This is a genomic window from Sphingobacterium populi, assembly GCF_001586775.1.
GTDB lineage: Bacteria > Bacteroidota > Bacteroidia > Sphingobacteriales > Sphingobacteriaceae > Sphingobacterium > Sphingobacterium populi.
The window spans coordinates 964,610-991,256 of the sequence record NZ_LQXS01000001.1 but is presented as its reverse complement, the minus strand read 5'-3'; the positions used below and the strand labels follow the sequence as shown (position 1 = coordinate 991,256).

Below are 26,647 nucleotides of genomic sequence, written 5' to 3'. Positions count from 1 at the left end.
GAAAATCCATCTAAACTGCGAACGATTATGCGTAGCTTTGTTAAGCTTGATAGCTTGACGGAAATGTTTCTATGCTTAAAAATCCAATTCATGAACAAGAGCGTCTTGCCGCGCTTAATTCTTGCCACATCTTAGATACCGCTGTCGAAGATGATTACGAAGAACTAACCGAGTTGGCTGCCGCGATTTGTGAAACGCCAATTGCCTTGATTAGTTTTGTTGATGCGGAGAGACAGTGGTTTAAATCGCATAGGGGGCTTACTGTAAGAGAGACTGACCGATCGCAGTCATTTTGCGCACATGCCATACTAAAACCAGATGAACTAATGGAGGTAGAGGACGCAAACTTGGACCCGCGTTTTCGAGACAATCCATTAGTTACTGGTAATCCATACATATCATTTTATGCGGGTATGCCGCTTGTGGATGAAGATGGGTTTCCGTTGGGTACACTTTGTGTAATAGACCGAACACCTCGTAAGCTCAATGAAACGCAAAAAAAGGCACTGAAAACGCTAACTAAGCAAGTTATTAATAAATTAATACTGCGGAAGCGGTTGTTGGATCTGGAGATTGCTCATCGCGAGAATATCCTAGTTAGCCAAAATAACAAGGAAAGTGCAGACAGTCTGCGGTTAATCATTGAGCAGTCGCCCGCAGCCATCGTGGTATTTCGCGGTCGCGATATGTTGATCGATGCTATTAATCCTGCGATGCTACAGTTGCTCAACCAAGATAGTCATGTAGTAGGAAAACCGCTGTTAGAGGCAATTCCCGAATTGAATGGTCAGCCAGTCTATGAATTGGCGCAAGAAGTGTATACAACAGGCCAATCTGTGACGCGCCATGATACGCCAGTAAGCTTGAATCGTAATGGAAAACTGGAAACAGGATACTTTAACTTCACCTATGCACCATTAATTGAAAATGGGGAAGTGACGGGTATTATTGATATGGCTGTGGAAGTTACAGATCAAGTTCAGGCACGAATGCTGATTGAGGAAAGTGCGCTGCAAATGCGTGAAATGGTCATGAACGCCGCAGCGGGTATGTGCATCATCAGAGGCGAAGATCTAGTCATTGAAATTGCGAATGATCCGATGCTTAAAATCTGGACTCGATCTGCCAAGCAAGTCATTGGACGCAAACTAACGGATGTATTTCCGGAAGTGGTGCAGCAAACTTTTCCAGAATTGCTACGACAAGTTCTGCGTACAGGAGAATCTGTAGCCATATCAGAACAAACAGCTGATATCGCGGAGGTCGATGGCAAAATAAACACAATTTATATCGACTTGGCATACAAACCTTTGCGCAACTCAGAGGGCGATCCAGAAGCGATCATCGCAACCATAACTGACATCACAGAGAAAGTTAAATCACGTCAGTTACTAGAGCAAAGCCGTACTCAGTTGCAAAAAGCCAATGTGGAGCTCAGTACAGTAAATGAGGAATATATAGCACTCAATGAAGAACTTGTCGCTACGAATGAAAACTTACGTTGTGCAGAAGAAAATTTAACCCGACTGAATAAAAGGCTGGTAGAAAAAGAAGAGAGCCTACGATTGAGTATTGAGGCTGCCCGGATGGGTACATTTAATATAAATATCAGTACAGGTATCATCGAAGTGAATAATTATTGCAGAGAATTATTTGGATTTACAGATGATTTGATTGTAACGGTTCAAGAAGGTTTTGACACGCTTCAAGAAGACCGAGAGCGCATATGGGATGCGATGCATAATGCGATCGAAAACCATATACTATTTGAGGAAGAGTACCGTATATTTAGAAAATCTGATAATGAGATGCGATGGGTACGCACCGTGGGTAAAGTATCTGATCCAAGCATGGGTACTGATATTCATTTTTATGGCATCATGATCGATATCACCGAACGAAGAGCTAGTGATCAGCTTAAGGAAGATTTTATCGGTATCGTAAGTCACGAAATGCGATCTCCTCTTACAGCCTTGAAGGGCTACGTTCAAATTTTAGATTGGAAATCGAAAAAGAATAATGACCAATTTACGGCAGATTTAACGACAAAAGCTATTCGACAAGTAAATCGTATGACGACACTGATTACGGGCTTTCTGGACGTAGCTCGGGCAGGAGAAGGCAAGATATACCTTAATAAAACCTATTTTGATATGGCTCAAATTATTAAGGTTGTCGAAGAAGAATCATTAGCGACCATATCTAGTCACAAAATATTATTTCAGCCTGCAGAGCCTATTATGATCTTTGCAGATCAAGATAAACTTGAGCAGGTACTGCTTAATTTTATCAATAATGCCGTAAAGTATGCACCCAATAATAGCCAAATACACGTATCCTGCAGCGATAATAATGGCTGGGTTCGTGTAAGTGTTAAAGATCAAGGTATTGGAATTACAGCTAAAGATCAATCACATATATTTGAACGTTTTTATCGCGTAATCGGTGCAAAAACTGAAAATATCTCAGGATTTGGTATTGGCTTATATTTGTGTAAAGAGATCATAGACAGGCACGCTGGGCGCATCGGCGTAGAGAGTGCGACTGGCGAAGGCAGTACATTTTGGTTCGAATTGCCAATTGCACATTCTCACATCGTTAAAGGCGGCATGACATAGGATCTCAAATAATTGATCCACGAAAAATGATATCACACAATTTATCCTAATCTTATGTTTTTATTGTCAACAAACATTACATATATATGCAAAAGATAGAAAATAAAGTCGCCTATATAACAGGTGGTACAAAAGGAATTGGTTATGGCATTGCACAAGTATTGGTTAAGAATGGTGTAAAAGTAGCCATTTCGGGTCGCAACTTGCAAGATGTAGAAAAAGCAAAGAAATCGTTGGGCAGTGAAAATGTGTTAGCCTTACAATCAAATGTCACCAAGTTCGAAGACGAAGTCAAAGCAGTGGAAGAAATTGTAGCTACTTTTGGCAAATTAGATGTAGTGATCGCAAATGCCGGCGTAGGTAAGTTTGCACCGATTGATCAGCTATCGCTCGATGATTGGAACGCCATGATTGATACTAATCTGACGGGTGTATTTCATACCTTAAAAGCTACCGTCGATCAATTGAAACAGCAAAAGGGATATTATATATCTATTGCTTCATTGGCGGGTACTAATTTTTTTGCTAACGGAGCTGGCTACAATGCTTCGAAGTTTGGCGTAGTTGGCTTTACGCAAGCTGCGATGTTAGATCTGCGCAGTCACGACATAAAATGTACTACCATTATGCCGGGCTCAGTAACTTCGCACTTCGCTGATCATACACCAAGCGAAGAAGATGCATGGAAGATTCAACCATCTGATCTGGGCGAGATGATTGTTGATCTCTTGCAGATGAATCCTAACGTATTACCAAGTAAAATAGAAGTGAGGCCCACCAAGACGAAATCTTGATCCAGTAGGGCAGTGCAACAAATGCATCTATAAGTATGCCTTTAAGCACAAAAAGGGTGAATATCGTACGATATTCACCCTTTTTGTGCTTGAAGCGGCTGTGAAAATTATTACAACATCTTAATTTAGAATAATTATAAATAATACATATATTTGCTGCCACATCTATGAAAGATACGTGGTTAAACATCATAAAAGGCGATCGTACAAGCTTCTTACATTTGTATGATAGCATATATACGCCTTTGTTTCACTATGGAATGACAATACGGCGGGATCGGGAGCTTGTAAAAGAATCTCTTCATATTTTATTTTGCGAATTGTGGGAGCGCCGTGAGCGACTACCACACACCAAAGTTGACCCTAAATATTATCTTTTTACGTGGCTCAAGCGTATAATCCTTCGTCAGATTGAAGTGGCTTACACTCCCATTGAAGATTTGCTGCAAGAACCGGCAGAAGAATCTGTCGAAGCACAGCGCATCGCCATTGAGCACGTATTGGATATGCACGAACGACTACAGCGGGCACTCGCTAAGCTAACGAAAAAACAGCGCCGATACATCCAATTGCGCTTCTTTGAAGAACGGTCGTACGAAGAAATTGCCGCACTAGATAACGCTTCTGTACGTACAGTTTACAATGTTATCTATGAAGCGCTAAAGCGCATGCGCATGGATATCGTGACGCTAAAGATGATTATTTTGATTTTTTCTAAATAAAAATAGGTAAAAGTTGCCTCCTTCTGCCACTACTCTATATAGTAACACAATCACATGGTAGATCCTACAATAGAAAAATTAATTTCCGATCACTCATTCGTGAATTTTTGTTTAGATAAAAATGCGGACGATTCGGCGTATTGGAAAGATTGGCTTTCGCGAAATCCGGCATATTCAGATATCGCAAACGAGGCTCGCCAGATCGTGTTGTTACTGGCAGACCAGCCTACAGAGCAGGAGCTTGAGACCGAAAGAACACGCCTGATTGACCATATTACGGCACAGAAAGTGCCAGTACGATCCCGGTTTTATAGATGGTTTCGTCCGTCTGTTGCGGCAGCAGCCGTATTGCTTTTTGGCGTACTTCTTCTTCAGCATTGGCGACAAATCGAGCACAACCCGATAGTGGATTCTAAATATGTGGAGTGGGTAACTCAACTTGTACCTGAAAAAAAAATCATGCATATCGCTTTAGCGGATGGTACAGCCGTGAAGTTGTTTCCAGGGTCTCATTTCTCCTATCCCGAAATTTTCGAGGACACTATTCGGGAAGTGAGATTAAATGGAGGTGGTTCTTTCGATGTAAAACATGATGCAAAAAAACCGTTTATCATTCATACCGAAGAATTGTCTGTACGCGTGTTGGGTACATCTTTCAACATGCATGCCTACGATCATGATAATCAGACAAAAGTAGCATTATTCAACGGTAAGGTAGTGATTGCTCATCGAGGTACAGAACAAGCCCTCGTACCAGGACAAGCTTTCGTATTGGATAAAAACACGCAGTCGGTAGAGGTACAATCTTTTGATACGCAACAAGAACGACAGGTTGCCAATGGAATGATTGTTTTTGATCATGCAGACTACAAGGAAGTTGTTAACCAATTGACTAGAAAATACGGTGTAAGATGGAATTCAAGTGCTGAGGTTGATATCCAGTTCTCGGGTATAATATTTCAAGAGCCGCTTTCAGATGTTTTGGATCACCTTTCCTATACCACCGATTACAGCTTCACCTTAGAGAACAATATTGTACATGTACAGAAGCATTAAAATGAGGTATTTCTACAGATTATTGTGCATTCTATGCCTATGTACTAGTCAGGCCAATGCACAACAAAACATCGTGATAAAAGCCGAAAATTTAAGCCTTCGGCAAGTCGTGAAACAAGTGGAAGCGCAGGTCGATTATACCTTCTTGTACGATGAACAACGGATCTCGCTGAATAAACGAATTTCTCTAGATGTCCATGGAAACTTACACTCGGTATTGAAAGCGATAGAGCGGGTTGCGCTAGTAGAATTGCAATTGTCGGGTAAGCACATTCTCATGAAACCAACGCGTGTGGGTGTCTTATCTGGTCGCGTGATCGACGAGCAAGGAGTGGCATTGCAATCTGTTTCGGTCTATTTGCCGTCGATGGATCAACGGTTCATTACCGGAGAAGATGGAGAATTTCGATTTCAATATCTTGCTGCAAAAAAACGCCAAGAAATCTTGATCGTTTCATTACTGGGAAGACAGGAGCAGCGTTTGAACGTTGAGCTATCACCTGGCGAGCGCCAATTGGATGATGTGACTTTGCCCATCTTAAGTATGGGATTGGAAGAAATAGCTGTAGCACCGACAACAGATCAGCGATTGGAGAGCAATAGTTCTATTTATATCAATCGTGAAGTGATATTGCAGTCTGGTGCTTTAAGTTTGAACGATTTACTAAACCTTGTACCAGGCAAAAAAATAGAAGCTCCCTCACTACAGCGGGTACAACAAGCTAACCTTCGTACAGCTAATTATGCGACGAGCTCGGCAGCATCCAGAGATGCTTTTGCGTTGAATAATTCGTTCGGTGTTGCACTCATCATGGACGGTGTCGCAATATCGAATAATGCAAATATGCAAACTCGTAACGCTGGTATGACAGGTATGGAAAATGCGAATGTGTTTGGAGGTGTATCCGGTTTAAAGGGAGGTGGAAACTCGCCGGGCAACTATTCAGGCGATTACGCTTTTGGTGGTTTGGATCTGCGACAGATTACGACAGATAATATTGAAAGTGTAGAGATTGTAGCTGGTGTTGCTTCTGCACGATATGGCGACTTGACCGATGGCGCTATCATCATCAACCGGATGGCTGGAAGTTCACCATTGCATTTTCAAATGCAATTGCGTGATAATGCTACGGTTTATGGCTTGAACAAAGGATTTCAGACTAAGAAGTTTGGCGGTATTTCCTTTGGTGCAAATTTTACACGTTCGTTTGAGGATAATCGCGATAAGCTCAAAGCTTATAATCGATGGGGCGGCAATGCGATGTGGACGATTGCTGGCGGGCGCGAACGCGCGTTTACCAATACACTTGCTGTTGATTATAATCGTAATCTCGATAATGTTTTGCAAGATCCTGATGACCCAACCGGCACTTTTGTACGATTCAGAACCTATAATTTTAGTGTATCAAATCGGTCTAATTATCGTATAGATCACGGTTTTATAAGTAACATCGGTCTCAATATGCGGTATGGCCAATCGTATCAAAATACCTACAAAGAGCAATTAATGAATGGTACTTTTGTGATATATTCTGACGCTACTGAAGTAGGTGTTGCCAAAGGTGTTTATGGGCCGGGAACTTATACGTCGGTATCCCATATTGAAGGCAAACCAATCGATTTTACTGCTCGTGTAGATCTTACAGGCCACTATTATACCGGCGATGTATCACATCAACTACAGTTTGGTGCGAATTACAATTATTCGAAAAACAATGGGGCAGGGCAGATCGTCGATCCTTCTCGTCCCAATAGTTTATCATCTGCCGCTACGGCGGGCAATCGCTCAGCTCGATATTATGATTATACGCAGATACGTGCACAACAGCAATTGGGTTTATACGTCGAAGATGTTTTCCAAATAGCTGTAGCCGACCGACCACTGCATGTGCGGACAGGTGCAAGGATGGATTTTTTTGAACGTTTTGTAACCATTTCGCCACGTGCTAATATCCGGTACGAGTTACATCCAAATTGGCGATTGGGATTGGCTTATGGCTTTTCGAGTAAGGCACCAGCGCTTGCTCAGTTGTACCCAGGGCCGGTATATTACGAAATCCCTCTTTTCCAATATACTGCCGTGACCGAAACAGGCGCTGTAGATGCGGCTAATAGCCTTTATTTGCTTCATGTGGATAAATATGTACCCACCAATAATGCATTAAAACCAACCAAATCACAGCAACTGGAATTTTCTGCGATTTATGCATCTGAAGGGTTTCGATTGGCGATGAATATATACGACAAACGTAGTTATAATGGCATCAGTACGTTTCGTAGGTTCGAGGTTACGACCTTAGATCAGTACAAAACTAATCCAGATCCTACTGCAGAGGTACCTTACGTGATAGAAGGTACAGAAAATCATCGACTCACACGCAATGAGTTTGTAAATGGCAATAAATCTTGGAATCAAGGAATCGAGGTGTTGCTCAGTACGCCAAAGTGGTCACCTATTCAAACAGTATTCAATATACGCGGTGGGTTAACGTATACCAAAGCACAGCCATTACAAGTGATGCAAGATTTCACCAACCCAGGTACTGATGCTGGATACGCTGTTACAGGAGTTTATGATGCGCGAGTACGAAATACGGTGGTAAGCAACGCCGCACTAACGACAAGCACACACATTCCAAAAGCTAGGTTACTCGTAAACTTCACGGCAGAGTTCAACATCTTAAACAAAACAAATACGCGCGCAAGTGATGGTATTCCGACCGGGTATTATACGGAGCGAGGTGAGTTTGTAACTATTCCTGCATTTGATCCACAAAATAGCCAATATCGTCATCTATTACAGACACAGGAATCATTAAACAATCAAAACCAGCCTGGTGTATACAGTAATTTTCACTTAAATCTATCGAAGGATATTAGCGAGCGTCTTACCGTAGCGTTCAATGTGTACAATGTATTCAATTACCGTCCGCAATACTTAAGGTCTGATAATACATTGATCATTCCTAACAGCAAACCCACGTACGGTGCACAGGTGCGATTGCGGCTTTGACGACTGACTTACAATTCTCTATATCATTATACAAACATTATTATTCCAATAAGAAATGAAACAATCTATCCAACTTATTATGATCTGCTTTACGCTATTAAGTACCATAGCATGTAAAAAAGACGTCTCGCCAGAAAATCAATCCGTTAGTATCGATATAATGGCATCTTACGTTAATAGCACCTATTCTGAAAAATTAGAACTCAGCGAAATTACCATTCAAGTTTTTGATTTAGCCGGTAAGGAAGTTTTTAAGGGCGAGACGGATGTTCAAGGTCGCGTGAAGGTGCCTAATCTTGCTCCCGGTCGTTATACTATTCAAGGCACTAAAACATATGCAGTCGATAATTTCAATGCCGTTTCGGGGTTGAGCGAAGAGTTTGATGTGATATTTAGTAGCGCTCTCGAATCATATGATGTAAACCTCAATTCCGAAAAATCATTCGCCGTCGAACTGAGTAATGGCACTTATGGTGCTTTAGTGATAAAGCAGATTTATTATGCCGGATCCGATGCAAATAAAGGAGCCAATTTCCGTGATCACTTTATAGAAATCTTTAACAACTCTGAGACGGTTCAGTACGCTGACCAATTGTATTTTGCAGAAGCGCACGGAGCCAACTCAGCTAATACTACCTATGCTTATCAAGCACGTAGCGGTCAGTATGACTGGTCACGTTCTTTTGGGATGCCAACGAATATCCATGCTAATTCAGATTATGTATACGCTCGAACAATATTGCAGCTGCCAGGCAATGGTGAGCAGTATCCAGTAAGTCCGGGCGAAAGCATTGTGATAGCTGCTACTGCGGTAAACCACAAACAACCATATCAAGGAACTGATGGTGTTGGTATATCAATCCAAAATCCTGAACTCACGGTAGATCTGAGCCAAGCAGATTTCGAAGCTTACTATGCTCCATATGTAGACCGTGGCCGCCCAATTGCATCAGACGTCGATAATCCAAATGTGCCAAATGTAATAGTACATCGCAGAGCTGGTAATGCTACAGATCTTATCTTAAGTTCTAATGGGCAGCATAGTTACATCATATTTAGAGATCAGAATATGGGTCCGATAGCATCTTGGAAAAGCTACGACTTACCATTTGCTGATGGTCGCGAACGAACTGATGGTATGTATGTACAAATACCTGTCACGAATATTATCGATGCGGTTGAAATTCAATCATCATCAACCACGACCACATATCCTAAAAAATTTACGGCGCAAAGTGATGCCGGCTGGATAGCAGTAGAAGGTGGAGCACGCTCATCCAATTCGGTTATTCGAAAAACTAAAGAAATCGTAAATGGCCGTCGCGTATTGATGGATACAAATAATTCGACCGCAGATTTTGTCACTATTAAAGCAAATCCGCGCGGATTCGCTGACTAATACTATGCGCTATACAAAAAACTATTTTTTAAGTGTATATATCGTTTTCCTGTGCAACAGCCTCGTAGCACAGGAAAATAATACTTTAGATACGATTAAAAGACATATACGCTATTTTGCAATAGACAACCCTATGTGGTTGCACGAATCTGTAGAAGCGCGATATACGCAACTGCATACGCAATACGGTTTTGCGCAGGGCGATTATCGACAGGCACAAGATGCTGAAAAATGGCGGAGCACTAATGTTAATTCCGAAGGAAGTATAACGTTAAAAGACGTAAGGTTATGGGGGCGATTTGCGTACAATCGTACTTTGGAAGATAGTACACGATTTGGCCATCAGACGCGGCAAAATCCTTCCGCGCCGTTCTACTTTGCATCATACGGCAACAATCATTACGTACGTACCAATTATAGTATACAAGCACGAGGTCAACGTTATTTCGGTCGTTGGTCGGTGTTTGGCGGTCTGGACTATCGAATAGGTGATCATTTTAGTAACAACGATCCACGCGGTAGTATCGATGTGATACAAGTAAATGGGCAGATTGGCATTAGTCGTAAGCTATACGACAACGTAGAAATCGGCTTGGAAGCGCGCTACGGTTATGGGCAAGAAAGTTTTGAAGTAGGGTTTAAGAACGAAAATTATGTGCAAAGTCCTGCTGTGACGCCTTTTCTGAACTATGCTGTAATCGGCTACGGTTGGCAAACAAATGATTGGCTACTAGCACGTGGATTACACTATCAGAATGATATGAAACGATATGGCTCACAAGTTTATCTTTCGTGGAGTACAGATGTTGGTAGATTCTATAGTACAGCGTTTTATAAGAAGGAAAATCATCTCTACCAGCAGGTGCTGCGTAATGAATCGCGCAAAAATGTACTCAATGAATATGCGATAGATCATGTTGGAGCTGAGCTCCTGTGGAATTTACATCGCGAGCGAAATACCTATTTAGTAGAACTTAGATCCGCCATGAGCAGTGGAAAAGATAGGGTAGTATTTATGGCAAACGGCATCAATAATTTAGTGTACAAGTACGATACGCACAGTGCGAAGTTGGCCTTTACTCGGGATGACCGAAAATGGCAATTTCATTACGAGGGATATGCAGGTTTGATCTCAGAAACAAGACAAGATGGTGGTAGTGGTACACTATTAGATTATACTCGCTTAAGTGCCTCACTATCTTCTATGGCAACTTATATCACCTCACAAAATCAACATATACATCTTAGTGTCGCAGGATTATTAGGTAGATCATTACGTACCAATTGGTCTGTACCTGAGATCAACGAAAATATGTTTCATCGTTATGTATATTTTCACGATCTAAGCTATTTTCAAGCAAATACCATGGGCACACGTCTCGAGTTAGGACTGAGGCAACCTCTTCGCAGGCAAGATTTTGTTCGCTTCTTAGTTTCGTGGCAAGCCTTATCAGCGCATCATATGCCCAATATAGGGCGACAAACTGCAACTATACCCGGCACCTCTCGACAACAATTTTCACTGAGCCTTGCTTATGGATTTTAATATTACTTTAGATGTGGAGCTTATATAACGATTAATTGTCATCATCTGTTGCTTGGTACTAGTACCAGCTATGGTATTGCTTTCTAGTTTTTTTTCTGAACCTCAATATAGCATAGCCCAGTTACGATCTCTGTATAGCAGTGGCGACTCTGGAAAATGGCCAAAGCCAAATGTTGATGAGCAGGTGAAACCCAATTTTGAAGATATTGGTCTGTTAGAAGAAGTACCTTTTCCGGCAGATAATCCTTTTTCGGAGCGCAAAGCAGCATTGGGCAAATTACTGTTTTTCGATCCTCGACTGTCCGGCTCCAAACAAATCTCTTGTGCAAGCTGTCACGATCCTCAGTTGGGATTTGGTGATGGTAAAAGCTTGGCACATGGACACGACCGCCAGATTGGTAAACGCAACGCCATGACATTGTATAATGTAGGCTATTACACGTCGTGGATGTGGGATGGACGCGCTACTTCTTTGGAAGATCAGGTTTTGATGCCAATACAAGACCATGTCGAAATGATGATGGAGCTCGACATGTTAGTGCTGCAAATTGCGAACATAAAAGGATATCAAACTTACTTTCATCAAGCATTTGGTGATGATCGAGTGAATATTCTTCGCATTCAGCAGGCTTTAGCCACCTATTTACGAACCATTAAAAGTTACCCCACGAGATTCGATCGTTTTATTACCGGAGCGCAAGAAGCACTCACAGATCAAGAGGTATTAGGATTACATCTCTTCCGCACAAAAGCTCGATGTATCAATTGCCACAATACGCCACTATTCTCAGACAATCAATTTCATAATGATGGGCAAGCACTATATGGCACGCGCCAAGAAGACCTAGGTCACTATCACATATCAGGTAAGCAGACAGATATTGGAGCATTTCGTACGCCGTCACTGCGCAACATAGCTTTAACTGGACCTTGGATGCATCATGGGAATTTTCCAACACTGCGCGACGTGGTGGAGTTGTATAATCTGGGCAATCCAGCACCAATTCAACGAAGCGTAGTAGTCGATGAAAACCTACGACCTATTCCATCGCCATTATTGCAAAAATTGCATCTATCGCGTGATGAAGTCAATGCGGTTATCGCATTTATGCAGGCGTTAAGTGCTCCTGTACAGAGAAGGATGAATACCCCAGAACTACCCAATTAGTAGTTTTCTACCCTTAGGCAAATTGTCTTAGTGAGAAAATGGATATGCTTTGCCAAAAATTCTGGTATTTGTGTCATAACAGCTATTAAGTTTGTATTTATGATCGCTAAAAGCGTAAATTTAAAGTACATATAAAAATTAGTGTTATGTCAAAATTAGAGAATAAAGTAGCTATCGTAACCGGCGCTGGATCGGGTATTGGCCAAGCGATTGCAGAACTTTTTGCTTCTAGTGGAGCGAAAGTTGTCGTTTCCGACATTAATGAAGAGCATGGTAAAGCTGTAGTCGATAAAATTAAATCAGCAGGCGGGGATGCTTTTTTTGTGAAAGCAGATTCCTCAAGCGCTGAAGACAACAGAAAGCTCGTAGCGACTACTGTCGAACATTATGGCAGATTAGATATCGCCTGTAATAATGCTGGCATTGGTGGACCGGCACAGCCTACCGGTGAGTATGATATAGAAGCGTGGGAAAAGGTCATAAACGTGAATTTGAACGGTGTTTTTTATGGATGTCGCTATCAACTTGAGCAGATGGTGAAAAATGGAGGGGGCAATATTATTAATATTGCTTCGGTTCATGGTACGGTAGCAGCGCCTATGAGCAGCGCCTATACAGCTACAAAACATGCTGTAGTCGGTTTGACGAAAAATATCGCAGCCGAATATGCTACTAAAAATATCCGCTGTAATGCAGTAGGGCCAGGGTATATTTTGACGCCTTTATTGGAAAAAAACCTTACCAAGGAAATGCAAGATGGTATCGCTGCAAAGGCGCCCATGAACCGATTGGGCTCGGCCGAAGAAATTGCAAATTTGGTGCTATTTCTGAGTTCCGAAGATGCATCTTTTGTAACTGGAGCCTATTATATAGCAGATGGAGGTTACACCATAGTTTAGTTCGGCAGAGCAATACCACCAAAAGAAAAGCCTATCTTTCATGATAGGCTTTTCTTTTGGTGGTAAACATTTGATAGATTCACTTTCAACAGCCAATTTATAACTGCGTGATAAAGTGTAAGAAAGATGAAACTTTCTCTTTATAGGTATCCCGATTCAGCACATAATAATGTGCCCCTCTCTTTGAGCCGTCTTTATCTTTGTCAGATTGTTTTACCAATAAGCCTGTTGATCGCAGCTTTCGCATAAAATTGGGTCTATCTAGTTCGACATTATACACCTGCTCGAAAAGTGAGGCAATTTGTGGAATGGTAAATCGATCTGGTAACAATTCAAACAAGATCGGGTGCAAGGCAGCCTTGTAGCGCAAGTGCTCCTTAGCGGCCTTCACCATTTCACCGTGATCAAATATCAAGTCAGGAATACGATCTAGCGATACCCATTCGGCTTTATAGTCTTTACTTAACTGATTTTCGTACTTGCCAATATCGATAAGTGCATAATAGGCTACGCTCACTGTACGCGCGAGTGGGTCACGTCCTGGCTCACCAAATACCTGAAACTGTTCCATATAAATATCTTTCAGTCCAGTGAGATGCGTCAAAATACGGGAAGCCGCCTCGTTGGTGTTCTCATGTTGTTGTACGAAACCGCCCATTAGACTCCATTTTCCTTTTTCAGGCAGCATGCCGCGCTCAATGATCAATAGCTTGAGCGATCTGCCATCAAATCCGAAAATAATACAATCTACTGCCAGTAGCAAGCGAGAGTGTTCCTTATACGCACTCATATAATTTTATAAATTAAACAGCAAATTTGCCGAGAAAATCAGACGTCCGCAAATAAATCGCTGATTTTCTACTGTTTCAGCTTGTAAGCCAGCTCACCCCACACCAATTCTTTCTCAAATGACCTTAGATTTGTTTCTTCATCGATAATGACACATTCTATATTAGCTATCTTGGCAAAATCGTGGAAGTATTCGGTGGTAAGATTTTGGCTGTATACCGTATGGTGTGCGCCGCCGGCATAGATCCACGCTGAGCAGCCCGTTTTCATATCCGGTTTGGGTTCCCACAAAACACGTGCAACCGGTAACTTAGGAAGATCGTTATCAAAATCTTTTGCTTCCACTGTATTTACGACCAAACGGAAGCGGTCGCCCATATCCACCAAGCTGGCATTTAAGGCATCGCCTCCCTTAGCGTTGAATACCAAACGCGCTGGATCATCTTTGCCACCAATTCCCAATGGATGTACTTCTAAGCTTGGCTTATCAGCAGATAAAACCGGATCTACTTCTAACATATGCGCACCTAATACCATCGGATTGTTAGGATCGAGATGGTACGTGTAATCTTCCATAAATGCGCTTCCACCTTCCATACCCGCAGACATCACTTTCGCTGCACGTACCAAAGCAGCCGTTTTCCAGTCGCCTTCGCCAGCGTAACCGTAGCCAGCTTGCATCAAACGCTGTGTAGCAATACCCGGCAGTTGCTTCATCCCGTGCAAATCTTCAAATGTATTGGAGAAGCCCTTGAATTCACCTTCTTCCAAAAATTGCTGTAGTCCGATCTCTATTTGAGCGGCATCGCGTACATTTGCATAGTTCGACCCACCTGCTTTTACATCGTCCGACATGTTGTAGTTGCTTTCATATTCTGAGATCAGCTTATCGATCTGCACATCGCTGACTGCATCGATCTTCGCAACTAGATCTCCAACCGCATACGTGTTGACCGAAAAGCCAAACTGCGCTTCTGCTGATACCTTGTCGCCATCGGTGACCGCCACGAAACGCATATTGTCGCCAAAGCGTGCAAATTTTGCACCTTGCCAGTCATTCCACGCAGATGCCGCCCGCGACCATACATTGATCTGCTGCACTACTTCCTCATCTTTCCAATAACCGGTCACGACTTTGCGAGAGATTCCTAATTTGGATACGATATGACCAAACTCCCGATCTCCATGCGCACTCTGATTAAGGTTCATAAAATCCATATCTATAGAAGACCATGGAATATCTCGATTATATTGCGTATGTAAATGTAATAGTGGCTTATTCAAAATCTTTAGCCCGCGGATCCACATTTTGGCCGGTGAAAAGGTATGCATCCAAGCGACAATACCGACACATTTATTGTCATAGTTTGCGGCGGCAATGGTTTCGTAAATTTCTTCTGATGATTTGACGATGGGTTTGAATACCACACGTACCGGAATCTGCTTGCTCTGATCTAAATGCTTCGCTATTTCCTGCGCATGGTCGGCCGCCTGCTTCAAGGTTTCTTCTCCGTAAAGACTTTGGCTACCGGTCACAAACCATACTTCCAATTCATTTAAGTTAATCATATATCGTAATTTATAAGGTTTTAGTTATTGTCTAAATTGCTGACTTATTGTCCATAGTAAGAATCGGGACCGTGCTTACGTTCAAAGTGTTTCTTGATCAATGCATCTTTCATGCGTGGAGCGTTAGGCTGTATTTGTTCGGTGAATAGTGCCATCTTCGCCACGTACTCGAGTACTGCGCTGTTGTATACCGCTTTATCACCAGTTTTGCCCCAGGTGAAAGGTGCGTGATTGGCCACTAAAATCATTTCGACCTCTTCGTAGTTTAGTCCTGATCGCTCGAAGTGATTAAGTATTTGAAATCCTGTTTCGTATTCATAATTACCGGCAATCATGGCATCTTCCATCGGAGGCGCACAAGGAATGTCGGTCGTGAGGTGGTCGGCGTGCGTTGTTCCGTACAGCGGAATATCACGTTGACTTTGTGCCCAAGAGGTAGCATATTGTGAATGCGTATGTACGATGCCTCCAATCTTTGGCCAGTGCTTATAAAGTACAGCATGCGTTTTGGTGTCGGATGAGGGTCGTAAATCTCCAGCAATGGTATTCCCCTCGAAATCCACAATCACCATATCATCAGGTCGCAATTGTGGATAATCGACACCGCTAGGTTTTATCGCAAAAACACCTTGATCATGATCCGCTACGCTGGCATTCCCGAAGGTGAATAATACTAGCCCCAATTCCGGCAATCGCATATTGGCGGCGTAGGCTTCTTCTTTTATACGGTTGTATTTTGTACTCATAAATATTAATTTTTGCTAAGGCGTTGCTCCGTGAAATCACCTAAGGCGATGTATTGCGCATAGCGATTGGCGTATATTTCGGCGCGCGAAGGATCTGGCGCATATTCTTTGTCAAATCCTTGTCCCATTTGCTGCATGGCATCTTCGACACGTGGAAATATGCCGGCGACAGTTGCGGCAAACATGGCGGCACCTATAGCACAGGTTTGTTCGGATTGGTGTACTCGAATCGGCATTCCAATAACGTCGGCCATCATTTGCATGACAAATGGAGATTTGCGCGGAATACCACCTAGAGCGATTATGCCTTTGACTGGAATGCCTTGATCTACAAATCGGTCTACGATTCGTTTTGCACCAAAGGCAGTCGCTTCTACCAATGCTCTGAAAATGTGTGGTGCATCAGAAGCTAGGTCTAAATGCGTAAATGCACCTTGTAAAGCTTGGTTGGCATCTGGGGTTCTTCGGCCATTCAGCCAATCTAACGCTAATTCATCTTCTATTGTAGGAATAATTGTCGCAGCTTTTTGACTAAGTACAGTCAAAATCTGGTTTTCCAGTTGGTCGATTTGTTCGTTAGTGAGTAGCCCACTATCTCCGCCAATATGTTTTAAAGGCCATACCAATAGCTTTTTGAACCACGCGTAAGCGTCACCAAATGCAGATTGACCGGCTTCTAAACCAATCATACCCGGTATTACCGAACCATCGACTTGTCCGCAGATACCTTTTACTAATTTGTTGGCCATTTCTTGCTTGGGCGCGACGAGGATGTCGCAGGTGGATGTACCGATAATTTTGCTCAGATAATACGGTTCGATTTGGCCACCAACTGCGCCCATATGGCAATCAAAGGCTCCTATTCCGACAAATACATCCGTAGATAATCCTAATTTTGAAGCCCATTCTGCGCTGAGTTTTCCTGCGGCTTCGCTGGCAGTATATGTTTCGGCCGGCAACTTTTGTGTAAAGCCATCTAATAAGGGATCGAGCGTGGAGAAAAATTCATTTGGTGGAAATCCGCCAAATTCCGCTGCCCATAATGATTTATGACCCGCCGAGCATACGCCGCGTTTGATATCGATAACTTGATTTCCTCCGCATAATAAGAACGGAATCCAATCACAATGTTCTACCCATGATTGAGTAGCATGGCGCACTTGATCATCCTGACGGAAGATATGGAGTAGCTTGGACCAGAACCATTCGGAAGAATATATCCCGCCAACATACTGCAAGTAATCCACATCAAATTGTTTCGCATGTAGATTGATTGCGGCAGCTTCTTGAATGGCGGTGTGATCTTTCCAAAGTACAAACATGGCATTTGGATTTTCGGCAAACTCCGGTAGCAAAGCTAATGGTGTTCCAGATTTGTCGACTGCTACAGGCGTGGAGCCGGTGGTATCTATGGAGATGCCCACCACATCGCGAGCGATATCAGGACCACTTTGTTGTACACAATCGTGGATCACTGATTCTAATCCCTCTATATAATCTAAAGGATGTTGTCTGAATTGACTTTTCTTGGCATCACAATACAAGCCTTCTTTCCAGCGAGGATATTCAAATACGGAGGTAGCTATTTCTTTTCCATCGGCGGTGCTGGCTAGTACGGCGCGAACAGAGTCGGTACCAAAGTCGACTCCAATAACATATTTTGTAAGCATCATAATTCGATTTGTCCAAATATTATAAAATATTGTCAAACTGACAATTAAAATTAAATTATTTTTTATAATAATGAACTATTTGTCTGATAGCGATGTACTTGTCAGCCCCACAATATATTCGGCACTTGCTGAAAGCTGTATTATTCAAGAGAAATTATCATTGTAGTGAGAATTTATTTCTCCCGAAGCGTTATGATATTGCTTTTTATATGAAACTAATAGTGCTACACGCAAGAATGTATCTACACGTTAAAATCCGAATAGTATAGGGTAATATCAGCGTGAACCATCCTGAATATACCTGCTAACTTGCCCGATAGCAATAACCTTCAAAATACGAGAATTATGAATAAATTCCATTATGTACTTTTTTTACTATTGCTTAATATAGGATTGGTGTACGGCCAAGAGCAAAGATCGCTCACGGGGCAGGTCGTTGACGAAGCTGGGAATCCAGTGCAAGGCGCCACCATCTCATTAAGCAATTCATCCGAAAAAATTTCTAGTAATCGATCAGGTCAATTTGAACTGCGTTATACGACTGGAGCTCGGATGACTGTGAACTCCGTAGGACACGTTGAGTTTACACAAACATTGACAGATCAGACTACACTGACAATACGACTACAAACTTCGTCCGAAGAATTGGAGCAAGTAGTCGTTGTTGGTTATGGTACACAGCGTCGCGGAGAGACTACCGGATCGGTAGCCAGCGTGAAGTCTGAAAGCTTTAATCAAGGCGCTGTTATTGATGCTGGACAACTGATTCAAGGTAAAGTGGCTGGTTTGCGGATTACTACGCCAAGCGGTAACCCAAATGGCAGAACGCAAATCAATTTGCGTGGTCTGAATTCAATTCAAGGTGCGGTAAATCCGTTAGTGATTATAGATGGTGTACCGGGCGAATTTAATTCGGTGGCTCCAGAAGATATCGAATCAGTCGATGTTATGAAAGATGGATCTGCGGCAGCGATTTATGGTACGCGAGCCACGGGTGGTGTTATTTTCATTACTACGAAGCAAAATCGTTCTACAGATGGCCGTACTAGTATCGAATATAACAACTATGCGAGCTTACAAACACTTTTCCGCGTTCCAGATCTGCTAACGGCAGACGATTACCGTCGTTTGATCGCGGAAGGTAAAAGTTATGAGGATCTAGGCCACAGTACGAATTGGATCGACGAAGTAACTCAAAATCCATTCAGCCACAACCATAATCTAACTTTGTTTGGAGGTAACTCCAGAACCAATTTTACTGGATCTGTAAACTACAGAGATTGGGATGGCGTATTGTTAAAGAGCGGCCAAGAACGGTTGAACATACGTACCGACCTTAATCATGATATGTTTGATGGTAAACTTCGCAGTCGGATTCAAGTTATTAGCAACACAATCAGTGCCAAGCAGGGTGGAAGTTCGGAATATATGTGGCGTCAGGCGATGATTCGCAATCCAACGGATCGCATCTTCAATGACCAAGGAAAATGGCAAGAAAGTAATGCTTACATGTATGATAATCCGCTAGGCATGATTCATGAAACAGTGAACGATCGTTTGTTTCGTGAAACACGGTTGAATGGTTCATTGGATTATCGTCCAACAACGGATCTAAGTTTTAAAGCTCTATTTTCTCGTGTTCAAGATAACGATTTGACAGGAACTTCGACCTCGTTTGATCATGTGAATACGACCAAAAACAACTTAAACGGTACAGCGTCTCGATGGACGCGCGCAGGTGTAGAAAACCTAATGGAGATCACCGCAAACTATAATAAGCAGATTGGCGATCATCGTATCGTCGGTTTGGCTGGTTACAGTTGGCAGCGTAATATGTTCGAGAATTTCAATGCTTATAACTTTAATTTTCCGACTGACGAATACGGCTATAATAAGCTAGAAGCTGGCCGTGCTCTACAAAATGGATTGGCTACGATGGGAAGTTACAAACAAGAATCTACTTTGATCGGTTATTTTGCCCGTGCAAACTACAGCTACAAAGAGAAGTACTTGTTAATGGCGAGTATCCGTCGTGAAGGATCCAGTACTTTTGGTGAAAACAATAAATGGGGAAATTTCCCGGCATTGCAAGTTGGTTGGGATATGGCCAAAGAGGACTTTATGGCCAATCAAAGTAGTATCAACCAATTGAAATGGCGTGCTGGATACGGTGTAACCGGTACCATTGCTGCTTCACCATATAATTCGCAGATCAGCTACAATTACACATTAAGCCAAGGCGCTTACATCAATGGTGCTTGGGTACCAGGGTTTGTGCCAGCACGTAACTTCAACCCCGATTTGCGTTGGGAAAGAAAGAACGAGCTAAATCTTGGGGTAGATTATAGTTTATTTAATAATCGTGTTTACGGTTCATTAGAATATTATTCTCGTCAAGTCAAAGACTTGTTGTACATGTTCCAAGTGCCTGTGCCGCCGTACCTTACCTCTTCTATGTTCTTGAATGCGGGCGAGATGAGTAATAGTGGTTTCGAAGCCCTAGTAAACGTCGACGCAGTCAACAAAGAACGGTTTAAATGGAGAACCACTGTAGTCTTTTCGACAAATAAAAATAAATTACGGAATCTATCCAACGATCGATTCGGCGTAACGCAAGAATTCTTTGATGCGGGGTACACAGGCGAACCGATTCAGACATTTACTCACCGTGTACAAGTAGGAAGAAGCATTGGTGACTTCTATGTATACAAAACGGTAGGAGTAGACGAAGACGGAAAATGGTTAGTAGAAAGTCAAGAAGGTGATGTCATTCCTATTCAGGATGCGACTATCGAGGATCGCCAGTACTATGGAAACGGTATTCCGGATTTCAATTTAGGATGGAACAACTCCTTTCAATATGGCAACTTAGATATGACATTGAACTGGCGAGGATCATTCGGTCATCAGATTCTAAATATGTCACGAATGTATTATGAAAATCCTGTAAACCCAGCCTACAATGCACTACGTACAGCGTATGACCCAGTGTACGGACGTACATTGAACAATGACTTGGTGTACGTATCTCATTATATCGAAAATGGTGATTTTCTGAAGTTGGATAATGTGACGATTGGTTACACATTCAACAAGCAGTTGATCAAAGGAATCAAATCGCTTCGTATTTATGTGTCGGGATTAAACCTGATTACAATCACCGGATATAAAGGTCTGGATCCAGAGGCAACCAGCTATGAAGGAGAATTCCAGTTCGCGCCAGGTATCGAACACCGCGATCGCTATCCAACAACGCGTACCTACACAGCAGGACTAAATGTGCGCTTTTAGATAACACGATACACAAAGCTGATTTAATTATAAAATAAGCGGAAACGCTATAAAATATAACCATTATGCAAAAGTTTAAAAGTTCATCTATTGCTCTATGGGGATTGGTGCTAAGCTCAATGACATTAGCACCATCCTGTACAGACCTGCATGAACAGGTATATTCGGAAGTTTTAGGAAACACGGTCAATCCGACCGAGCGCGACCTACCTTTCATTTTAGCACCTACGTATGCTTCATTTCGTTCCCTAATGTTTGGCTGGCAAGGTTATTTTGACCTGCAAGAAGAAAGTGCTGATCATATCATCACACCAGTACGACCCAACGGTTGGGACGATGCCGGAACGTATCGTAGAATGCATCAACATACATGGAACACCGAGCAATGGCAACCTTACAATACATGGAATCAAGCTTATGCAACGATCACGAAAGTGAACATGGTCATGATGCAGATTGAAGATGGTACATTGCCGTTGCCAGAAGCGGTAGGAAAGAATGCTCTTGCTGAGTTGAGAGCTACTCGTGCATTAGCTTACTATTTGTTGTTAGATAATCATGGCAACGTGCCTATTGTAACGGACTATCGTGACGCCAGTCTTCCGACGCCCAAGACGCGTCAGGAATTGTATGATTTTGTGGTCAAAGAGCTAACCGATGCGATACCAGATCTATCTACTGAAGTACGTAGTATGTATGGTAGAGTCAACGTTTGGGCGGCAAAAACGTTATTGGCAAAGATTTATTTGAATGCTCAAGTTTACACTGGAACTGCTCAGTGGGAAAAAGTAATTACGGAAACCGATGCCATTATTCAAAGTAATGAATACCGTTTGGATGATATCTACAGTGCAGTATTTTCACATACCAATCAATCATCTCCTGAGATTATTTTCTCCGTACCTTATGACGAAGTATACGGGCAAGGAAACCAGATTCACATGAAGACTTTAGATCCACTCAGCCGTTTAGTATATGGTATGGCAGCAGGGCCATGGGGAGGTAATTGTGCTGTGCCACAGTTTATCGATAGTTATGACGTAGACGATAGCCGATTATACGATTCGTGGATTCAAGGACCGCAATTGAATGCTAGTACAGGAGCAGTTGTTATCAACTATGTAAATAGTGTACCAGGAATAGGTGGCGATGGCGTGATTGCACCATCAAATGCAGGCTATCGTATTGGTAAATATAAAGTTAAACAAGGTGCTACGAGCAATTTGGATAACGATTTTCCGATGTTTCGCTATGCAGACGTGTTGATGATGAAAGCAGAAGCACTCTTAAGGACAGGTAGAGCGGATGAAGCTGCCGTGTTGGTAAGCCAGGTACGTGCGCGCGCATTTAAAGACAACCCGCAAAAGGCTACGGTGACCGGAGCACAACTTTTGCAAGGTAGCAATTACAATTATGGATTGCAGGCAGTAGATGGAACGGTAAACGCTACGAATGGCGGAGCGGATATTCAATACGGACGCTTTTTGGATGAGCTTGGATGGGAATTCACAGCAGAAGCTAGAAGAAGACAAGACATTATTCGTTTTGGTGTTTTTCAAACCAAATCATGGTTTAATCATCGTCCGCATGCTAACGCTCAAAGCCGAACGCTGTTTCCGATACCAAATGCGGAGATCACCAAAAATCCAAATTTGAAACAAAACCTCGGATACTAATATAACGTTGTGTGTTACGTTTATATTGAAGAGAAAGCTTAGGCTTTCTCTTTTTTTTATAAGCTCATTTTTATGTATTACAATTTTTTGTATATCTACATAAGGCAAAGATTTCCAAAGTTGCCGTCCTGGCCATTTACAAATGGCGGCTATATGGATCATATTTCAGTAATTATAGTATACTTCATGCAGCATTACAATGATCGATTCGGGTTGCTTCGTAGAAAAACCTCTCGAAGTTGCATAACAGCAATACGTATGCATTAATGATTATTATTGCCCACGACTACGAGTACGAAACGAGATGTCTATCGGCCGATTTATTTTCTAAGTAATAGCTCATAATCAATTGTAAATCGAAACACGATGTGATATTTATATACGGAGTGATTTCCAATAACAAAAAACGGCCTTCATACCGAAGTATGAAGGCCGTTTTCACGTATTAGCTAATTTGGGTAGTTTACTATTTTAAAGTCACATCCAAATAGACAGAATGGCGACCATAGCTTTCGTAGAAAGGTTTGAAATCTACACCATCAATCGTGAAATGCAATTGACCAGGATCGCCTTGTATGGACTGGCTTATATCCTGCGCATTCAATGTTACAGGGCGCCAATCTTTACGTGCCTCCGGCTCTTGCGCAGCCAATAAAATTGGTCCGTAAAACAAACTAGCAATATTCTGCTGATCCATTACCGGCTCCAAACGGAACTGGAAAGGCAACTGCCATTCGATCATATCACCGTCTTTCCAGTTACGAGCTAACTTCACATACGATCCAGCTTCCGCTTTCACATTCTCCAATTTTCCGTTTATTTTGACTTGCACACCTTTGGTTGCCCAAGCTGGTACACGTAGGTTGATGGCAAACTTACCTTTGCCATGTACCGTTAATTTTGTTTGATCTGTTTTTGGAAAGTCAGTGGTTTGCTCAATGCGAACATCACGTTCCGTCCAAGTTAAGGTAGAAGGTATGAAAAGGTTGACGTACAGGTTTTTATTATCATTGCTTTTGAAGTAAATAGCATGTTGCAACTTTGTGCTGCTTTCGATAGCCGTACCATTACAACAGGTAAATCCATTCATGTGCGGATTACCGAATTGCTTCACAGAAGCCGGTCTGATTGGCACGTGGTAGGTGTTGGCCGGACTATCTTCTGCCACTGAAGCTAAAATATGATTGTACAACCCGCGTTCGTAGTAATCCATTAACTCCGGTCGTTGCTCAAACATAAACAAGCTGCTGGTCAGTTTCAACATATTGTACGTTGCACAAGTTTCATTCTGTCCGCCTGCGGAGAATCCATTTTGGTATAAAGTAGATGGCTCACCGATAAAACATTCGGCATTTACTGGGTTGCGCGCGCCGGCTACACCACCAATGCTATACATATAATCATTCACCGCTTTGTACCAGAAGTTATCGGCAATTTTGAAGTAATCTAACTCATCCGATACGCCATACATCTCGATGCTTCCTACGATCTGCGGAATGTGCTGATTGGCATGCAATCCGCGAAACGTATCGACATTTTTTGCCAATCCATGCGTGCGTGCAGCATTGCCGAAGAACATATCGACGTTATCAAACAGCTGTGCTGTTTTCCAATATTTACTTTCACCAGTTAATTGATACAAATGCGCCATGGTTTCGTTCATACCACCAAATTCACCAGCGATGTAGGTATTCCAGATGGCGCGCAAGGTTTCTGGTGGGAGTGCACTTAAACGTGATTCTACCCAATCTGCCATGCCTGTTGCCACTTCCAAAGCTTTTTTATTGCCTGTTTGCGTGTAAATATCTAGCAAACCGGCTAAGATCTTATGCAACGTGTAATAGGGCGCCCAAACCTGATTAAGCTGGCCACCGTATTTTGCACCTTGCTCCAGCATGATGAATTGATCTGGTGGATAAGCGCTAATATATCCTTCGCCCCAATTCCAATAATCGGTACGAATGCCTTCTGTACTTAGATCCGAATTAAACTCGTTTTTGCCCGGACCAGTTGGCACAGCACGCGGATCTGCTACTGAAGCACCGCCTTCTTTTTGTGGTTTTCCAGACAATTGCGACAGCGTATACAACGTTTCCACCATTTGGTCGATTTTCTGTTTAAAGTTCGCTTTAAGAGCAGGATCATATCCCGTGCTGGCATACGCTTGTGCAATCGCTGTTAGGTAATGGCCAGTCGCGTGACCACGCAACTTGGTATCTTGACTATCCCACACGCCCAATGGTTTTGCTCCGGCTGGTTGTGCGACGCCAAATGCATTGCGAAACATATATAGGAAATCGTCGGGATTCGTTTTTGCTAACGTCAGGACGAACTTGTCGCGGTTGGCTACAAATGGATTTTTTTCAGTTGGCGAGTCATTGTTCAATGTGACTTCATTCAGCGCAAATGCAGATAAACTTTGGCGCGGTGCAGCAGATTTTTTTCCACCTTTTACAGTTACAAAAGCTTTCGGTTGCAAATCCGTTCCTGGTACGCGACCAACAATGGTGTAGTTTCCAGCGGTTTGCACCGCGGAGTTATCTGTCGGAGAAGGCCAGATTACGCGCACTTTTGGTCCTTGCATGCCATGGCGATACGTACCTTCTAAGAAACTCGGTAAACGTGGCGCATCTCCCACGGTAGTTTTTACTGCTACGTCAGCTACCTTTTCCAAATACGCATTGTACAATTGTGCTTGCGTCATCGGGAAAGACTGTAAATCGTCTTCCGTTTTTGCGCCTTGATTTACTGTGCTACTTGCGCTCTGACCGCCGTTTTTGGCGTTTGTATAAATTGTTTGTAGCTGTTTCGGAGTCAGAGCAACTCTATAAATTCGGAAATCTTTTAATAAGCCAGCCATAGGAGTGCCTGTAGCATTATTGGCTTGACCAACTGTTAATGTTCTATTGGCCGATTGACTACTTTGTGATAAGGTGCTGAAATCCAGATTCACGGGTTTCGTTTCACCTGTTTTCGCACCATTTAGATAAACGGATAAGGTTTTGGAAGGAAGATCTACAATGCCAGCGATATGTATCCACTCGTTGGTAGGTAATGCTTTTATCGCTGCGTTTTGACTTCCTGCTGCACTGTGTACCGTAAGCTCAAAAGCGGAATTATCGCCCGATCCTTTAATGCGCCCAGTAATTCGGTTTTTCGCATCGAAAGAGAAATCGAAAAGGTAAGATTCGGCCTGTGCCGGAATAAAAACCCATGTGGAAATACTTAAGGACTCGAGATCGTTAAGGGCTTCCTTGGGCAATTGAAGGTAGTTTTTCCCAGTGCCTGGTAAAGATAATACTTTGCCGCCTTTTTGGTCTTTGAATTGTGGGCCCTTGTCGCCTGCATAACGGGCGTGTAAGTTATTTCTAGACCAATCTCTTAAATCACCTCGGAAAAGATAGCGCGCAATCGTACTTGTTTCGCCGATGCCATCCAGAATCTGATCGCCACTTTGGCCTACAACATGATGCGTTTGCAATAGCAAACCCATCATGATGTATCCAAGTAAATGGGGGAGTCGTTTTAGCGTTTTCATCATATACTCTTTAATTTGTGGTAAATTAGAAAGTTTAGTGATGAAATTTCTCCCTTATTTTATCGTTTCCGTGTCGGATATTAACCATTCGCCTTTTGCGATGGCTGCGCCGAATGATTTACAAATTGCCGAACCGAATTAGAAGATAGG

16 protein-coding genes are annotated in these 26,647 nt (G+C 42.6%); 11 read left to right on the top strand and 5 right to left on the bottom strand.

All coding sequences use genetic code 11. The features are described from left to right. The first annotated feature begins 71 nt into the window (after positions 1-71). The 9 genes from A0125_RS03920 to A0125_RS03880 all read left to right on the top strand — a co-directional run bounded on the left by A0125_RS03920 (position 72) and on the right by A0125_RS03880 (position 13,215). Entirely contained in the window at positions 72-2,618 is a 2,547-nt protein-coding gene (locus A0125_RS03920; protein ID WP_066752343.1) for an ATP-binding protein, read from the top strand. Between the two features lie 86 nt (positions 2,619-2,704). Further along, entirely contained in the window at positions 2,705-3,412 is a 708-nt protein-coding gene (locus A0125_RS03915; protein ID WP_066752341.1) for an SDR family oxidoreductase, read from the top strand. A 167-nt stretch (positions 3,413-3,579) separates the two neighbouring features. Further along, positions 3,580-4,134: an RNA polymerase sigma factor gene (locus A0125_RS03910; protein WP_066752338.1), complete on the top strand. Its 555-nt coding sequence runs from the start codon at positions 3,580-3,582 to the stop codon at positions 4,132-4,134. A gap of 54 nt (positions 4,135-4,188) precedes the next feature. Further along, complete coding sequence (locus A0125_RS03905) at positions 4,189-5,190, top strand: FecR family protein (RefSeq protein ID WP_066752335.1); 1,002 nt, start codon at positions 4,189-4,191, stop codon at positions 5,188-5,190. 73 nt (positions 5,191-5,263) lie between these two features. Next, positions 5,264-8,203 (top strand): TonB-dependent receptor domain-containing protein, encoded by a 2,940-nt coding sequence (locus tag A0125_RS03900; RefSeq protein ID WP_197464764.1) that lies wholly within the window; start codon positions 5,264-5,266, stop codon positions 8,201-8,203. Between the two features lie 55 nt (positions 8,204-8,258). Then, complete coding sequence (locus tag A0125_RS03895) at positions 8,259-9,602, top strand: DUF4876 domain-containing protein (RefSeq protein WP_066752329.1); 1,344 nt, start codon at positions 8,259-8,261, stop codon at positions 9,600-9,602. Positions 9,603-9,606: 4 nt separating this feature from the next. Further along, the gene (locus A0125_RS03890; RefSeq protein WP_066752326.1) at positions 9,607-11,148 is read left to right on the top strand and encodes a DUF6850 family outer membrane beta-barrel protein; all 1,542 of its coding nucleotides are present in this window, start codon (positions 9,607-9,609) and stop codon (positions 11,146-11,148) included. Between the two features lie 70 nt (positions 11,149-11,218). Continuing rightward, positions 11,219-12,316, top strand: coding sequence for a cytochrome-c peroxidase (locus A0125_RS03885; RefSeq protein ID WP_066752321.1), 1,098 nt, complete (start codon positions 11,219-11,221; stop codon positions 12,314-12,316). Between the two features lie 146 nt (positions 12,317-12,462). Continuing rightward, entirely contained in the window at positions 12,463-13,215 is a 753-nt protein-coding gene (locus tag A0125_RS03880; protein WP_066752318.1) for an SDR family NAD(P)-dependent oxidoreductase, read from the top strand. Positions 13,216-13,312: 97 nt separating this feature from the next. On the opposite strand, the gene A0125_RS03875 is transcribed toward A0125_RS03880, so the two are convergent. The 4 genes from A0125_RS03875 to A0125_RS03860 all read right to left on the bottom strand — a co-directional run bounded on the left by A0125_RS03875 (position 13,313) and on the right by A0125_RS03860 (position 17,992). Further along, complete coding sequence (locus tag A0125_RS03875) at positions 13,313-14,005, bottom strand: NUDIX hydrolase (RefSeq protein WP_066752316.1); 693 nt, start codon at positions 14,003-14,005, stop codon at positions 13,313-13,315. A 68-nt stretch (positions 14,006-14,073) separates the two neighbouring features. Continuing rightward, entirely contained in the window at positions 14,074-15,573 is a 1,500-nt protein-coding gene (gene araA, locus A0125_RS03870; protein ID WP_066752313.1) for an L-arabinose isomerase, read from the bottom strand. A gap of 44 nt (positions 15,574-15,617) precedes the next feature. Further along, entirely contained in the window at positions 15,618-16,319 is a 702-nt protein-coding gene (locus A0125_RS03865; RefSeq protein ID WP_066752310.1) for an L-ribulose-5-phosphate 4-epimerase, read from the bottom strand. 5 nt (positions 16,320-16,324) lie between these two features. Continuing rightward, positions 16,325-17,992 (bottom strand): ribulokinase, encoded by a 1,668-nt coding sequence (locus A0125_RS03860; RefSeq protein WP_066752308.1) that lies wholly within the window; start codon positions 17,990-17,992, stop codon positions 16,325-16,327. Between the two features lie 345 nt (positions 17,993-18,337). Here A0125_RS03860 and A0125_RS03855 point away from each other — a divergent pair, with 345 nt between their 5' ends. Next, complete coding sequence (locus A0125_RS03855; RefSeq protein WP_066752305.1) at positions 18,338-21,283, top strand: SusC/RagA family TonB-linked outer membrane protein; 2,946 nt, start codon at positions 18,338-18,340, stop codon at positions 21,281-21,283. A 65-nt stretch (positions 21,284-21,348) separates the two neighbouring features. Beyond that, positions 21,349-22,959 (top strand): RagB/SusD family nutrient uptake outer membrane protein, encoded by a 1,611-nt coding sequence (locus A0125_RS03850; protein ID WP_066752303.1) that lies wholly within the window; start codon positions 21,349-21,351, stop codon positions 22,957-22,959. Positions 22,960-23,425: 466 nt separating this feature from the next. Here A0125_RS03850 and A0125_RS03845 read toward each other — a convergent pair whose 3' ends face one another. Then, a complete protein-coding gene (locus A0125_RS03845; RefSeq protein ID WP_197464763.1) occupies positions 23,426-26,500 on the bottom strand; it encodes a beta-L-arabinofuranosidase domain-containing protein in 3,075 nt (1,024 codons plus the stop codon). Between the last annotated feature and the right edge of the window lie 147 nt (positions 26,501-26,647).